Source organism: Streptomyces sp. NPDC056987, from assembly GCF_042673865.1.
Classification (GTDB): domain Bacteria; phylum Actinomycetota; class Actinomycetes; order Streptomycetales; family Streptomycetaceae; genus Streptomyces.
Genome location: NZ_JBHURV010000056.1, coordinates 37,433 through 52,261, shown reverse-complemented (window position 1 = coordinate 52,261; position 14,829 = coordinate 37,433). Strand labels below are relative to the sequence as shown.

The following is a 14,829-nucleotide window of genomic DNA, read 5'->3' as shown; positions in this document are numbered from 1 at the left end:
TCAGGCCGCCTCCTTGTGGATACCGCATGCTCCGGTGATACCGCACGGGCAACGAGCCGTCAGCCCCTACGACTCCACGAGTTCAACCTCAGTAGACCAGCGAGGCGTGCGGCCGCCCGGCCCCATAACTCCCGCGCCACCTGGGATATCTGCCAGGCAAGCCGCACCGTGCGGCTCTGATGGCGCTCCAGCAGTCCGGAAATCTGCTTGCGGAAGGTCTGTCTCCTGCAGCCCAGGGCTGGACAGACCAGCCGCCGTACCCGCATGTGGACGATGACCGGGCGGCCGTCGACCGGCACGTCCGTCACCGTCCGGCGGTGATACCCGTGCACCTTCGCCGTCGGCGTCCGGCACGCCGGACACGGCACCGCCACATCCCGCGTGCGGGCCGTGACCACCAGTGCGTCACCACCGTCCACCACGTCCTCGAGGACGAGCACCGACGGCCCGGAAAACACCGTCCCGACAAGGGAGTTGACATCCATCACAAGATCATGATAGTGGATGGCTACTCGGCGTCACCACCGACTACGGGCCAGACCCGTTCGTTTGGCAGACCCGCTCACTCCACGCCTTCTCAGTTTGGTCTCCCTGAACCGTCGGCCCATGCTGGCTGCGCCTCCCACGCCTTGCGGCTGGGAGTCTCCGGAGCGGCGGCGCAAACAACATACCGATTAGGGGTTACCGCGAATCTCTCTCCAGTCAGAGCCTTGGTACAGACGGAATGAATATGTTCGAGAGTCGTTGACGATTCATCCAGCATCAGAAATAGCTCCAACCTGACATCGCCGCCAGCGCCATCGGGAGCGAGGAAGAGCCCGATCTGACCGTCTCGAAGTTCAAAAGCAGCAAGAATTGCGCACCGCATAACTTCCACGTCGACCCAACAATCACCCATCTTCATCAGTCCGGGAGAAACTTGAGCGGGATCAATTTCCAAGTGTCGCGAAATGGTTTCAAGGTCGAGCGAGTCATCCGAAACGGCGGAAACAATCAGACTTTCCAAGTTCCGCGCGAACTCCGTCAACTCTGCCTCCGATAGTAACGCACTAAGTAAAGAGAATTTCATTGATGGCTCAATTTCCTGCAGCTCGAGATACAGATTATGGGAATACTTCCTTCCGTTATCGAGCCTCCGGTAAATGGAATCCTTCTTCATTTCAACAATTTCGCCAAAAGTGCACTCTCCTGCCAAAGCTGGCTGCTTCAAAGCCTCCCTTGTGATTATATTCACTGTGCAATCGAGGTCCGGGGTATATCCTGTAGCCACCTGATTCTCGTGCAGCATGGACGGGAACTGCCCCCAGTCAAACTCTGAATGCTTATGCGCCAGGAGGGTGCTGGCCCAGGTGCGCCGCACCATATCCCTGAAAGGGACCCCTCTGAAGCTGACCGAGAGCGCCACCCAATGGTACATGTTTCCGATGGCTCTGCGCTCCTCGATGGCTCTTCGGGTGGTCGAGTAAATCCCAAACCCACTCCTGTCTCTGCCGGTTTTAAGGGCCATAAGTGCGGCGAAGCTAGCAACGATCGGAGTCGTGGTGCTCACGCTGTATCGGGCGGCAAGGATGCGAGTTGCCGTTGTGATTGCCCTTGATTCGGCGTTTATTTGTATTGCGGCAGGACCCGTATCGGACCCCCTGACAGGAAACCAGGAATTAGGATAACTTTGCAGTTGTCGCTCCCAATATTCTTTAGACAGGGAGAGGCGGCGTTGGCTGGAATCACTGCCCTGGCGAGCCACAAGGTCCAGTGGGTTGAACTCCTTGGAGCACTCACGGCGATGACCAGTAAAAAATTCGTCAATTTTCTCCAGGAGGACTTGCTTGCTCCATTCGTCTGCCGAAAGATGTGACAATACAATAGACAGGTATCTCGGGTTACCCCCTGACGTTACTATGGCAAGTCTAATCGGCCACTCATCCCATCCGAAGCACATTCTCCAATGCCTGCGATTTACAGTCAAACAGGCTTGGCGTGGATCGTTGTCGCCGGTCCGATATATCTCTACAGGAAAATCTCCTTCTGCTGTGACGACTTGCTCTGGCTCCCCGAGCTCGTTAACTCGAAATTTGGTCCGTAGGGCTTCGTGTTGCGAAATCATCCATTGGATCGCCTCTAAAACTTGGGGCACGGATTGGCCGATCGGGACTTCGTAGATTGCAGGTATATTACTCGTATATGCCTCACCCCCATCATCAATATACATTTGATAGAACCTTTTTTGTCCCCATGTTAGCGAGCCCACTGCGGATCTATTGCCGTGAAATGTCACAGTTTCAATTGCTTGGCACTCCATAGGTCAGCTCTCCATTTCTGGTAGACCAAATCAGACTCGAAGCTGCTCGTGCGGCGAGGTCTCTGATGAAAGCACAAGAAATGATCGCCCAAATTCTCTCCAAATGGTAGCTTCGGCGGCGGTGCCGGCCAAGAGCGGGAGCTTTCAAGGACCACTGTGAACCGTTCCGCGATCGGTGGAGGCTCTATGCGCTGACTCCACCCGCCGGTCGGGACACCGATCCGACACACGTCCTGCATGGGTCGAACTGGCATCGCCGACACCAGTATCGTGCGACGTCCTGCCACCACAGATGGGGAAATGTCACAGCAGTGGCCATCGCCTGACAGGAACCTCATGAGTCACGAACTACAGCTGCCGTAACTATCGCGCCCTCGGCAGACCGTGCGATCCCCATGCGGAGCATCGGGCACACGGCCCGGGTGGAATGCCGCACGCACCTGCTCGCCATCGAGCCGGACTCGCAGGCGAAAGTCCAATTGGCACGTGTGCCGCTGCCGCTGCCGCAGGTCGGTCAGTCCGTCATCCCGACCGGACATCCAGCCCTGCTGTGCCCAGGTGAAGGGGGTTTGCCTCAGCGCCTCCAGGGTCCAGCCGTCCTTTCGCATTCAGTCAGAAGCTGTCGGGTCGAATGGTCCGATCCGGTCGGGACCTCTGAGGAAAGCGCTACCGGGCAGGTAGGGCCGCAGCTCGACAGGGTAGTCATGCCCGTCGGCGCGCCACCGGTCCACAGTCCAGGCTCGTACGTCCTCCCGCTGAGCGGGGGCCAAGCTGTGCAGGGTGGACTCGTCCAGTTCCACGACGATCCGCCCCGCGCGCACCCGACAGCGCACCACCTGAGGGGCGAGTCGTTGGGTCAGCTCACGCTCCACGTCGTGCACCAGGGCAAGTACGTGCGGCTGGATGGCGAGTCCGGTCTCGATACGGCTAGAGAGGCAGGGGGCCGACGGCAGTTCGGCGAGGTCGGTCAGTTCGAGTGCTCGGGCGAGGGACCGTACGGCCCGTTTGTCGAATCCTGCGTCGACGTAGGGGTGGCGTACGCCGTACCGCTGTGCTGCCTTCAGGCCGGGGCGGAAGTCATCCAGATCGTCGGTATTGGTGCCTGAGACGATCACGGCGTCGGTGCGGGGGGCGATGGTGCCGTACAAGTGGTTCTTGCAGTGGAAACAACGGTTGACCGGATTGTTGAGGTAGGCGTCGTCGCTGAACTCTTCGGCGTCGATGATGTGCAGTGTCCAGCCTTCTAACGTCGCGTGTGCGTGTACCCGTGCAGTCGCCTCCGGGGGCACTGCCGGTGAAATGGCATGGAAGATCTCGACTCGCACACCGGGCAGCCGGTGCGCGGTGACAGCGAGCGTCATGCTGTCCACTCCTCCGCTCACGGCTACTGCGACCCGCCCCAGTCGTGTCAGCTGGCTCTCCAGAGCGCCGAGTTGCTCCCGGACGTCGATCACGACGCTGACGGGCGGTCATAGGACAAGACCCGCAGCGCCGCGCAGGCAGCCCCGTATCCGTTGCCGATATTGACGACGACCAGGCCAGGCGCACAACTCGCCAGCAGACTGTGCAGCGCTGTCACTCCTCGCTGGGCGATCCCGTATCCGGTGTCCGCGGGAACGGCGATGACCAGACCGGGCACGAGTCCAGCCAGGACGGTAGGCAGGGCGCCGTCCATCCCGGCCACCGCGATGACCACCCTGTGTGCCTCGATGTCTGCGAGGCGTCGCTGTAGGCGCCACAGTCCCGCCACACCGACGTCGTGCACTTCCAGAGCGGCATGTCCGTAGAAGGCGAGTGTGCGCAATGCTTCCCGGGCGATACGGCTGTCGGACGTCCCGGCAGTGACGACCGCGATCTCCGCTGGCCGCTCAGGTGGCGGCGGGTCGCCGAAGAATGCGGTGCGTGAGTCTTCCTCGTATTGCAGCCGTTGCCGCCAGGGTGCGGGGAGCGCGGAGAACTGTTCCGGGCGCAGCCGCGTGAACAGCATCGTCAGCCCGGCCTCGTCCGCCTGCCGTAGAACGGTGACCAACTGCTCCACGGTCTTCGAGTCGCTGAGGACCGCCTCGCCTAAACCAATGCGCTGCCCCCGGGTGACGTCGAGCGTGACATCGGATCTCGTCATGTGTGTGCCTCCTGTGGGTACCGGCCGGCGCGCAGTGTGGTGGCGGCGGCAGATGTGTCACTTGCAGTCGTAGGGCACGAAGAAGCTTCTGCCCGACCAGGCGGCACCAGGCAACCGGGGCCGTTCCGTTGCGGAGCGACGGCCAGCAAAACATGGGCGTAAACGGTTGTCGAGACAGGTGAACAGCCGGGCGGAGGGGGTCGGTTGGGCGTCGTACGACTGCTGTCGGCGACCAGGTGGCGCTGATCGTCTCGCCCGGGCGGCCTCTATGACGGGCTTCGCCGACGGATCCGAGCGGACCATGAGAACACCGACCGTCGCCGGGCCGTCGGCACGGAGTCATGGCCACGGGATTGCATCCGCGTGGCCGGGAAGCGACAGTGGGGCGGTCGCTCTTCGTCTGGAGGCAGCCCGGTGACCACTGTCCTGTACCTCGACTGCGTGGGCGGAATCGCCGGCGACATGCTGCTCGCGGCGCTCCTCGACGCCGGCGCCTCGCTGGAAGCCGTTCACGCGGGGTTGCCGGACGTAGGAGTCGACGTCCGGGTGAACCGGGTACGGCGGGGCGGGGTGGACGCCGCGCTGCTCGTCGTCGACGCTCCCGACGACGGCCTCCCTCATCGCACTTGGCGCGACGTCAGGGCTCTGGTGGACTCCGCTCCTCTGCCGGGACGGGCCCGTGCCCGCGCCCACACCGCCTTCCGGCTCCTCGCCGAGGCGGAGGGCCGTGTGCATGGTGTGCCTGCCGAGGAGGTCACCTTCCATGAAGTGGGGGCGCTGGACGCGATCGCCGACATCTGCGGTGTCGCGCTCGCGCTGGAGAGCCTGGGCGTCGACGAAGTGATCAGCTCCCCGCTGCCCCTCAGCAGGGGAGCCACGGTCGGCGCTCACGGTGTGCTGCCGCTGCCCGCCCCCGCGACCCTCGAACTGCTGCGCGACGCCGAGGTGTACGGTGTGAGGCTGCCCGGTGAGACCGTCACTCCGACCGGCGCTGCCCTGGTCGCCTCGCTCGCCAACTCGTACGGGCCACTGCCCCGGATGCGGCTCGCGGCGACCGGCACGGGAGCCGGCCGCCGCGACTCCGCGCAGGTGCCGAACATCGTGCGGGCCATGCTCGGTACGACGACGGACCGTGTCATCTCTCACCAGGACATGCTGGTGCTGGAAACCAACCTCGACGACCTGTTGCCCGAACTCGTACCCGACGCGGTCGACGCCTGCCTGGCGGCCGGAGCGCGAGACGCCTGGACGGCACCGGCCATGATGAAGAACGGCCGTCCTGGACTCGTTCTCTCCGCGCTGGTGGATGCCGACCAGGAACGTGCCGTGGCCGAAACGATCCTCCGCCACACCAGTGCGCTCGGCCTGCGCGTCCGCCGCAGCGAACGCCGCTGGGAGCTGCGGCGCGAGTTCATCACCGTCGAGATTGATGGCTGGGCCCTGCCGGTGAAACTCGGCCTGCTGGACACCGAAGTGGTGAACATCGCACCGGAGCACCGTGACTGTGTACGGGTGGCTCGCGACACTGGACGCAGCGTCAAGGCCGTCTGGGCGGCGGCGCTGGCTGCGGCCCATGAACAGGTGTCCGCACGCTGACCGACGCGGTCGACTATTTCGTACCGGAATTCCAATCAGCCAAACATAATTCATCCGACACAGGGTTCCTGAGAATTTCAGTGTATAACCAGTTACTCTATTTGTCGAGCTGGGTGAATCCGCACCCCATTCGCTTGACCGCGTCATTCACGTGCCCAAAAATTCAGTCATGAGGGACGCTGCCGAGACACCTCCCGTTTTCTCCTATCAGGATCTGCCTCGTCTCATGTCGATGATGGCTGGGGACGAGAAACACGATGACAGTGCCACCTCGACACTCGACGTACTGTGGGTGCTCTATGACCGGATACTGCGGGTGTTTCCGGATCGGCCGGACGACCCGGACCGCGATCGATTTCTCCTGTCCAAGGGGCATGGGCCTACTGCGTTCTACGCCGTACTGGCGGCGAAGCAGTTCATTTCCGTCGAGGAACTCTCCTCTTATGGACAGGCCGGGTCCTCGCTGGGATTCCATCCGGATCGTTCGCTGATCTCCGGCGTCGAGGTGTCGAGCGGCTCTCTCGGGCACGGACTGCCGTTAGCCACCGGGATCGCGCTCGCCCTGCGTGCACAGCAACGCACGCGACCCCGGGTTTTCTGCCTGATCGGCGACGGCGAACTTGACGAAGGTAGCAACCACGAGGCGATCGCGTTCGCCGGATCGGTGAATCTCGGCGGCCTCCATGTGGTCGTCATCGACAACGACTCTTCGACACACGGCTGGTCGGGTGGGATCGCGACGCGTTTCGATCGTGAGAGCTGGTCCACCGCGGTCGTCGACGGTCGCGATCACGCCGACCTCGAGCGTGCCCTGACGGCGCCCCACCCCGACCGCCCTCACGCGGTCGTCGCCATGATGAAACCGAAGGAGTAGATAGGCCGATGCGCAGACAATTCGCCGCCACGGCCACCCGACTGCTCGACGAGGACCCCCGCACTGCCGTCGTCCTCGCGGACATCAGTGCTGTCCGGTTCACCGTGGCCTGGGCGCGGCACCCCACGCGAGTGATCAATGTCGGCATCAGGGAACAGCTCATGATCGGGGTGGCCGGCGGGCTCGCGCTCACCGGTATGCGGCCGATCGTGCATACGTACGCGCCTTTTTTGGTGTCCCGGCCGTTCGAACAGATCAAGCTGGATCTGGCCCATCAGGACGTCGGCGCCGTGCTGGTGAGCATCGGCGCGTCGTACGACCTGTCTGGCTGCGGCCTGACGCATCACGGTCCCGAGGACGTGGCGCTCCTCGACACCCAGAACGACTGGGATGTGTACGTTCCCGGCCATCGCGCGGAGGTCGAGCCGGTGCTGCGTGCGGCGGTCCGGGGCAATGGCCGTGTATACGTACGCCTGTCGGAGCGGACGAACCGTATGGCGTTCCGCCCCGAGGCCGGCCGAATGGAGGTCGTGCGACGGGGACAGCGGGGCACCGTCATAGCGGTCGGCCCCATGCTCGACCCCTGCCTCGACGCCGTGGGAGACCTCGACGTTAATCTGCTGTACGCCACGACGGTCCGCCCCTTCGACGTCACAACGCTGCGGTCCACGCTCACCACTCCTGACGTGGTCCTCGTCGAGCCCTACCTGGCCGGCACCTCGGCCAGGCCGGTCGACCAGGCCCTGACCGATGTCCCGCACCGACTGCTGCTCCTGGGCGTCGGGTGCCAGGATGTGCGCTCCTACGGAACCGTCGAGGACCACGACCGGCTCCACGGCCTGGACGCGCGGAGTCTCAGGCAGCGCATGGAAGCGTTCCTGCGCTGAGTTACCGGGTCCGCAGGGCGTGCCCAGCACGCCGTCACCGCACCAGCACTCGTCGCCGTTCCCTTCGGGGGAGCGGCCCGGCAAGGCCCGACCATCACTGGCCGCCCCACTCACCAGCCCGTTCAACCGTGTACGTGCGTCAAGGGCGTGCGCCGCAGAAAGGAGCACCGGATGTCCGGCAGGCAGGAACCTGGGCCCGCACCGAACCGGCAGGCTGCTGCCGAGCAGGACGGCCTGGGTCGCGTTCCCTTCGTCGACCTGGGGCTGGACCGGCCTCATGACCCGGCCCGTCGAGCCGCCAACGCCCGAGCCATCGGCCGCGCATGCGAGACGGGCGGATTCTTCCTCGCGACCGGGCACGGTGTTCCGCGCGACACGATCGCGGCCGTGTACGACGCAGCAGCACGTTTCTTCAGCCTCCCCGACGGGGTCAAGAGCACCATGGACGCGGAGCCCGGGGATCCCCTTCAGCGCGGCTTCATCCGGGGCGACCTGGAGAAGTACTCGCTGAGCAGGCTCGGGGAACCCGTGGCGGCGGGCTGGAAACCACTCCAGGATCCTGTTCTGGGCATTCCCAACAAGTGGCCGGCTCTGCCGGAGTTCCGCGAACCGTGTCTGGCCTACTACGCCGCCGTCGAGGCGGTGGCCATGCAGGTCACACAGCTGTTCGCGCTCGCCCTGGAGCTGCCTGAGAACTGGTTCCACGACAAGTTCGACCGTCACATGACGCAGCTCGCCGTCAACCACTACCAGCCGCACTCGGCGGCCTTCGAGGGCCGCCGGTTCCGCAACGACCCGCACCAGGACTGGGGGACGCTGACGCTGCTTCACCAGGGTGACGACGACACCGACGGCCTGCAGATCCTAGGTGAGTCGGAACAATGGCTGGACATCCCTTACAGCCCCGACACCTTCGTGGTCCACATAGGGGACCTCATGGCCCGTTGGACGAACGACCGGTGGGCGAGTGCCATCCATCGTGTGCTCAATCCACCGCCGGAGGACCGGCGCCGCGACCGGACGTCGCTCGCGTTCTTCTACCAGCCCAACCACGACGCGGTTGTCGAGTGCATACCGACCTGCGCCACCGAGTCCGATCCTCCGAAGTACCCACCGGTCGTCTCCCACGATTACATCGCGGCAAAGATCCGGCGCGCCTACGTGGTCGGTCGACTCGCCCAGGCCGGCCGGACACTGCAACAGGTCGGCGGCGTGCCCAGACTGCGCCCCGACGACGCCCGGCGGGCGGCTCCCCGATCGTAGGCACATCCGGTACGGCGATGGCCGGGAGGGGGATCCCCTCCCGGCCATCCGGAGAACGAGCACATGGAGAACGGAAACGGTCGCCGAGGCGGCTCAGGACAAGGAACCCGTCCGTGGCGGCCTGCCGAATCCGGACGAGTAGTCCGGCACACCGGTGAGCACGGCGGCGGCCTCGTCCGCCGTGTACCGGTTGGCCGCATGCTCCGCGGTGATGTACGCGGACAGCAGTCCACAGTCCCCGGGACTCGGCAGCCCGGTGACCGCGTCGTGGGACAGGGCCCAGGCCACCGAAGCGGTGATGTGCTCCTGTCGGGTCAATGGCTCGTACCAGGTTGTGTGCGACCGTACGCTGGAGCGCCAGTTGCGCAGGGCGCCCGCCTTGATGGCCATGAACCCCACGTCCTGGCGCCGGACTTCCTCGGCCAGGCTGAGAAAGTCGCGGTAGAACCCCTCTCGCTTGGCCAGGGCATGGTTCAGCGGTGTCAGCACCGAGTTGAAGGGGAACCGGCGCAGCGCTTCCAGATGCGTGGCGGGTGCGGCGAATCCATGTCCGGTGATGCCGATCGCTCGCGCCAGACCCTCGTCGCGGGCCCGCACTAAGGCTTCCAGAGCCCCTCCGGCGCCGGTCACCCGGTCGAGGTCGGAGGCAGTGCAGACCGCGTGCAGCTGAATGAGGTCGACATGATCCGTCCGCAGCCGCTCCAACGACTCGCTGATCTGCCGATAGGCCCCTTCGGCCGTGCGCTCGGCCGTCTTGGTCCCCAGGAAGATCCGGTTCCTGATGTCCGGCATCCACCGGCCGAGCCGCACCTCGGCGTCGCCGTACACACGGGCGACGTCGAAGTGGTTGACGCCCGCGTCGAGAGCCTCCTCGATGGAGCGGTCCGCTGTGTCCTGATCGACGGAGGCGAGCATCGAGGCCCCGTAGATGATCACCGAACTGTTGTGGCCAAGTCGGCCGAACCTGCGTTTGCGCACCGGATGTCTCCCTGGAGTTCGCTCGCCGATGGGTACGCATGACGGCTGCCCGGTGCCGTGCGTGCAACCGCTGAGGATCCGCGGCTGAACGGGTCACCGGGCGTCACGCGTCGCGGGGAGGGCCGTCAGACCTGGTGGCTCACGACGTAGTCCGCCATCTTCGCGATCGAGTCGAACCGGTCGGCCACCAGTTCTTCATCGGGGATCGACACGTCGAATGCCTCTTCGAGCCATACCAGGGTTTCCAGAATGCCTAGCGAGTCGAAGCTCGGGAATTCGCTCAGCACCCGGTCCTCGGTCAGATCCGAAATATCTGCCTCGGTAATCACCGTGGCAAGACGTTCGGTAATTGCTTTGACGACCAGCTGTCGATCAGCCACCTTGACTCCTTTTCGACCGGACATCCACCGCTGTCTATTCAAGATACAAATGGCCGTGAATCCTGACAAGGTAATGTCACCGCACGGGGCGGACGAACACCCGACCGGTCACCGTCTCGTGTGAAAGAAGGTGAGGCCCATGCGCTGCTCGAAGGACACCAAGCGGCGCTCCTGCACCGAGGCACACAACTCCTCCAGGGAAAGCTTGCCGAAAACAAAGGAGCGGAACGCGGCCGGTTCCACTCCCCGATGTTTCTCAGCGAAATACGTGAGGCTCACCCGCAGGGCGTCGAGCTTGCCCGGCGGAAGCGGCGTCTCCAGATGGTAGACGCGGGCCTCGGCGCGGTAATGATAGTGCGCACCGGCATGATGCATTCGCAGACCGAGTTCGATGTCGTCCACGCCCCACCGGACGAACCCTTCGTCGTATCCGCCTAGGTCCAGGGCATCGGCACGTCGGAAGGACACGTTGCGGTTGACGAAGCACAGCCACGGCGCAGGAAGTGCGTGGGGGTGCCGGTCGAACAGCTTCAGCGTTTGGGCTGCGTAGTAGTCGCGTCGGCTCCGTCGATTCAGGGGGCCCCAGTCGCCGCGGAGTGCTGCGTTCAGCCGCGCCCGGTTCTCCCGTGTGTCCAGGTTCGACAGGTAGGTGTTGAACCGGTCCCCGACAACGATCGCCGACGGGGTGTCCAGGTGCGTACTCAAATGCGTCGCCACCAGTTCCTCGTCGAATAGCACGTCATCGTCGAGACAAAGGATCACCTCCCCGGCCGCGGCACGCAGCCCGGCGTTGCGGGCGACGGTGTAGCCCAGAGGAGGTTGTCGTACCAGCCTGACGTCGAGTCCGCGATGTTCCTCCAACGCTGGTGCGAGATCGGTCTGCGACCCGTCGTCCACCACTACCACCTCCATGGCGCCGGGCAGGTTGCGTTGTTGTTGTAGTGATGACAGCAGCAGTCGGAGGCGATCGGGCCGGTCACGGGTGTTGACAACTATTGAGACGTCCATCGCATGATCCCTTTCCACGGTGTTCACATGCCGGGTGTTCACCTGCTGCGCATCCGCGGTTGAACACCCGGCGCTGCCCGGGCACGCCGGGGCCACACAGCCGCCGCCGTCGTCCTCGGCGCATCGCCTCGGACCACCTATCGGGACGTCAGGTGCTCTCGTGCTGCCGCTGTTCCAGTTCGTTCGCCAACTCCGCCCATGCGGTCGCGCACTCCCGTGCGATCCGGGCCACGAACACAGCACAGTGCGGGGGCACCTCGGAGGCCGTCGTACGCCACTGGTCCCGCGTCACCACCCGCTGGGCGAGCCAGCGCAGGAGTGTGCGGCCGGACTCCGTGTAGCGGACGGACGGGTCGCGGCGCAGGCCGTCGATGAGGGACTGAATATCCGCCTGCTGCTGGACGTGGCTCGGGCGGGACCCCGGTCGCAGAGCGGGCGAGGACGTGGTGGCCGCCTCGGCCTGCGGTACGGCGGGCACTACGTCCTTGCCCGCTTCGAACCGCGTACGCACGTCCCGTGCCGTGCCCAGCGAGATGCCGGCCTCCCTGGCAATCTGCCGGAGAGACGAATCGGGACGTGCCGCTATCACCGCGCCGGCTCTGCGGCGTCCCTCAATGGCGCTGACCGGATGTTTCCGTCCGTCCCGTCCGACGCGCGTGTGCGCCTCGGCCCCCGCGCTCTGCCGGATCGACGCGACTGTCCTGGCGGCGAGTCCGGTGGTGACGGCGATCGAGCGATCAGACTTTTCCGGGTGGGACCTGATGATCCGCGACGCGGCGGCCCTGCGATCGCCCAAGGTGAGCGGCAGTCCGTGCTCCGTATTGGCCTTCACTGCGAGGAAGAAGGCTTCCTCGCGGCTTCCGTAGAAGAACCGCGCGTCGATCTCCTCGCAACCCTTCATCCGGGCAGCGAGAACTCGGTGCATTCCGTCGATGACGTCAAGGTTCTCATGGTGGACAAATATCGGAGGAAGGTTTCCCTCGGCTTCCGCCAGGACACGGACGTGCTCGGGGTCCACGCCGTTCCGTCTGGGTGAGTCAGAATCCCGGAGTTCGCTGATCCGGATTCGGATGATTCCTTTACCTTCTTGTTCCTGCTCGGCGTCGACAGTCGATCCGGATTCATTTAGCCGATGAAACATTTGCGATCACCCCACGCGACACGAATCGATGCGGAATCATGGTGTTCGGCCATTAGGTCAAGGCATGCAAGCAAAAATTTATCCGTACTTGTTCCGGCAGACTGATGAGGTTCGGACGACCTGATACGCGGTCCTGTCATGCGACGTGCCCCGGCCATGCTCTTGCGGCATACGCAGATCCACTCCCGTTCGAATCGATGGGACGAAATCGGTTCCAGGTCAGGCCGGCGGAGCGAGGTGCTCAGGGCGGGCGCAGGTCAGGAGGCGCGCTGCCGCCGGACGGACCCAGGCGATGGTGCGGGACAGCCCTTGACGTGCTCCCACTGCGGGCTTCTAGCCGAGCGCGTCGAGCGTGAGCCGGATGTCGGGGCAGCGCACCGACGGATTGTCGGCCGGACGCGCGACGAACCGGATCGTGGACGCGGATCCGGTTAGCTCGACCACCAGGTCCGCGAGAGCCAGCACCGTCAGTTCGTCGTCGTTGCCGATGTTGACCGGGCCGGTCAGCGAGGAGCGGGCCAGGGCGACGAGCCCAGCGACGATGTCGTCCACATAGGTGAGGGAGTGGGTCTGGCTGCCGTCACCGGCGACCGTCAGAGGCTCCCCGGCCAGCGCCTGTTGGAGGAAGGTGGGCACCGCCCGCCCGTCGTCCGGGCGAATGCGGGGGCCGTACGTGTTGAAGATTCGAACGATCGCCACATTCGTGTCGTGTGCCTCGCCCTTCGCCATGGTCAAGACCTCCGTGAAACGCTTGGCCTCGCCATAGACGCTGCGCGGGCCGACCGGATTGACGTTGCCCCAGTAGCCCTCGTGCTGCGGATGCCGCAACGGATCGCCGTACACCTCAGAGGTGGGGGCGAGCACGAAGTGGGCGCCTCGCTCGCGGGCCAGGGCGAGAGCGTTGCGTGTGCCGAGACTGCTGGCCTTCATCGTTTGCAGGGGCAGACGCAGATAGTCCACGGGGGAGGCCGGCGACGCCAGATGGAACACCAGGTCGACGCGGCCCGCTACCTCCAGGCCCGCATTCAGGTCGGCCGGGCGACGTTCACCGACGAGCCCGTGCAGAAGTCGTCGACGCACATGATGTCGTACCCCCCCCGCGATCATTGCGTTGCAGAGGTGGGAACCCAGAAAAACCGGCTCCGCCGGTCACCACCGCCCGCGGTGGACGGTCCCGGGAACCGGGAAGACGCCGGTCGGCAGCGGGCTGCCCCGCTGCCCGATACGGACCCGGGAGCGGCGCGCCGGTCACTCCGGAGCGCCGGGTGCGGATGCATGCCGCATCAGGTGTTGCACATAGACCCTGCGGGCTCGCGCGGCGAAGTAGTCGCCGGAGGCGACCTCCCGATGGCGCGCCGGACTCCGTTCGTCGGCACAGGTGGGAATGCAGCTGATCAGCGCGTCGGCGTTGGGCTGGAGGAGGAAGGCGATCGAGATCCGGTCGCGGTGGCACTCGTCCGCCGGTGGGCACACAACACGGTGCCGAGTACTGAGCCAGCGGTCGTTGGCCCTGGTGGTCATCAGTCGGCCGAGGTTGACGACGAAGGTACCGGGGATGGAGGGGGACGTTCGCCCAGTGGCCCGCGCGGTCCAGGATCTGCAGGCCCCGCCCGGGGCGTCGTCCTGCTGGAGAAGGGTCGCCGTGCCGAAATCGGTGTGATCGGCGATCCGCAGGGCTCCGGGCGGCGCCGGTTCACTCAGCGGCGGGTAGTAGTCGATGCCCAACGGGGTCATGTGGTGGTCGAACTTGTCGTCGAACCAGCCCTCGGACAGCCCGAGCGCGGTCGCGAGCAGTCGCGTGATCTCCAGTGCCAGCGTGCCGACCGCGTCGTAGTAGGCGAGGCAGGTCTCGCGGAGTCCCGGCATGTCCGGCCGCCGGTTCGGGGAGGCGGAACCGTCGTCGGCGACCGCGCCGGGCTCGCCGAGGCGGCTGGCGCTGAACATCTCGATCCCGTCGTAGGCGCAGTAGCCGAGCTGCAGCAGATCCACGGGGTCGTTCGCGACCAGTTGTTTCGCCCGGTCGGGCCAGCCGAAGAACTCCCGTGCCAGCCTGTGCAGCCCGGTGATCGTCTCCTGCGGCACTCCGTGCTCGGCGACGACGAAGAAGCCGCTGGTCTCGCATGCCTTTGCGAGGGCACGTACCACCGCGCCACGCCGTATGGGATCGTGCGGTCCGGCGCGATCGAGGCCGATGACGGGGACATAGCCGTCCACCAGCACCACGTCCGTGCCGGTGGCCGGATTACTGTCTGGCACCTGAGCTCCTTCCGTCGTCGCTGTA

General features: G+C 65.0%; 13 protein-coding genes and 1 pseudogene. 4 read left to right on the top strand and 10 right to left on the bottom strand.

Features of this window, described 5'->3' with window-relative positions:
- Positions 1-98 precede the first annotated feature (98 nt).
- The 4 genes and pseudogenes from ACFTZC_RS38870 to larB form a co-directional block, all read right to left on the bottom strand.
- A pseudogene (locus ACFTZC_RS38870) lies at positions 99-458 on the bottom strand (transposase family protein); the annotation flags it as partial.
- A gap of 119 nt (positions 459-577) precedes the next feature.
- Positions 578-2,299, bottom strand: a complete 1,722-nt coding sequence (locus tag ACFTZC_RS38865; RefSeq protein WP_382898441.1) for a condensation domain-containing protein — start codon at positions 2,297-2,299, stop codon at positions 578-580.
- Positions 2,300-2,907: 608 nt separating this feature from the next.
- Complete coding sequence (locus ACFTZC_RS38860; RefSeq protein WP_382898439.1) at positions 2,908-3,660, bottom strand: hypothetical protein; 753 nt, start codon at positions 3,658-3,660, stop codon at positions 2,908-2,910.
- A gap of 89 nt (positions 3,661-3,749) precedes the next feature.
- The gene (gene larB, locus ACFTZC_RS38855; RefSeq protein ID WP_382898438.1) at positions 3,750-4,421 is read right to left on the bottom strand and encodes a nickel pincer cofactor biosynthesis protein LarB; all 672 of its coding nucleotides are present in this window, start codon (positions 4,419-4,421) and stop codon (positions 3,750-3,752) included.
- A gap of 414 nt (positions 4,422-4,835) precedes the next feature.
- Here larB and larC point away from each other — a divergent pair, with 414 nt between their 5' ends.
- From larC to ACFTZC_RS38835, 4 genes are all read left to right on the top strand, one after another.
- Positions 4,836-6,017, top strand: a complete 1,182-nt coding sequence (larC, locus tag ACFTZC_RS38850) for a nickel pincer cofactor biosynthesis protein LarC (protein WP_382898436.1) — start codon at positions 4,836-4,838, stop codon at positions 6,015-6,017.
- Between the two features lie 169 nt (positions 6,018-6,186).
- Entirely contained in the window at positions 6,187-6,891 is a 705-nt protein-coding gene (locus tag ACFTZC_RS38845; protein ID WP_382898434.1) for a thiamine pyrophosphate-dependent enzyme, read from the top strand.
- Positions 6,892-6,899: 8 nt separating this feature from the next.
- The gene (locus ACFTZC_RS38840) at positions 6,900-7,778 is read left to right on the top strand and encodes a transketolase family protein (RefSeq protein ID WP_382898432.1); all 879 of its coding nucleotides are present in this window, start codon (positions 6,900-6,902) and stop codon (positions 7,776-7,778) included.
- 171 nt (positions 7,779-7,949) lie between these two features.
- Entirely contained in the window at positions 7,950-9,041 is a 1,092-nt protein-coding gene (locus tag ACFTZC_RS38835; protein WP_382898430.1) for an isopenicillin N synthase family dioxygenase, read from the top strand.
- 93 nt (positions 9,042-9,134) lie between these two features.
- On the opposite strand, the gene ACFTZC_RS38830 is transcribed toward ACFTZC_RS38835, so the two are convergent.
- From ACFTZC_RS38830 to ACFTZC_RS38805, 6 genes are all read right to left on the bottom strand, one after another.
- A complete protein-coding gene (locus ACFTZC_RS38830; protein WP_382898429.1) occupies positions 9,135-10,019 on the bottom strand; it encodes an aldo/keto reductase in 885 nt (294 codons plus the stop codon).
- A gap of 125 nt (positions 10,020-10,144) precedes the next feature.
- Positions 10,145-10,399: an acyl carrier protein gene (locus tag ACFTZC_RS38825; protein ID WP_382898427.1), complete on the bottom strand. Its 255-nt coding sequence runs from the start codon at positions 10,397-10,399 to the stop codon at positions 10,145-10,147.
- 108 nt (positions 10,400-10,507) lie between these two features.
- Positions 10,508-11,407 carry a glycosyltransferase family 2 protein gene (locus tag ACFTZC_RS38820; RefSeq protein WP_382898426.1) on the bottom strand — a complete coding sequence of 300 codons (900 nt, stop codon included), beginning with the start codon at positions 11,405-11,407 and terminating at the stop codon, positions 10,508-10,510.
- A gap of 148 nt (positions 11,408-11,555) precedes the next feature.
- Complete coding sequence (locus ACFTZC_RS38815; RefSeq protein WP_382898425.1) at positions 11,556-12,548, bottom strand: ParB/RepB/Spo0J family partition protein; 993 nt, start codon at positions 12,546-12,548, stop codon at positions 11,556-11,558.
- Positions 12,549-12,881: 333 nt separating this feature from the next.
- Entirely contained in the window at positions 12,882-13,628 is a 747-nt protein-coding gene (locus ACFTZC_RS38810) for an NAD-dependent epimerase/dehydratase family protein (RefSeq protein ID WP_382898423.1), read from the bottom strand.
- A 168-nt stretch (positions 13,629-13,796) separates the two neighbouring features.
- Entirely contained in the window at positions 13,797-14,804 is a 1,008-nt protein-coding gene (locus ACFTZC_RS38805; protein WP_382898422.1) for an isopenicillin N synthase family dioxygenase, read from the bottom strand.
- Positions 14,805-14,829: the final 25 nt, after the last annotated feature.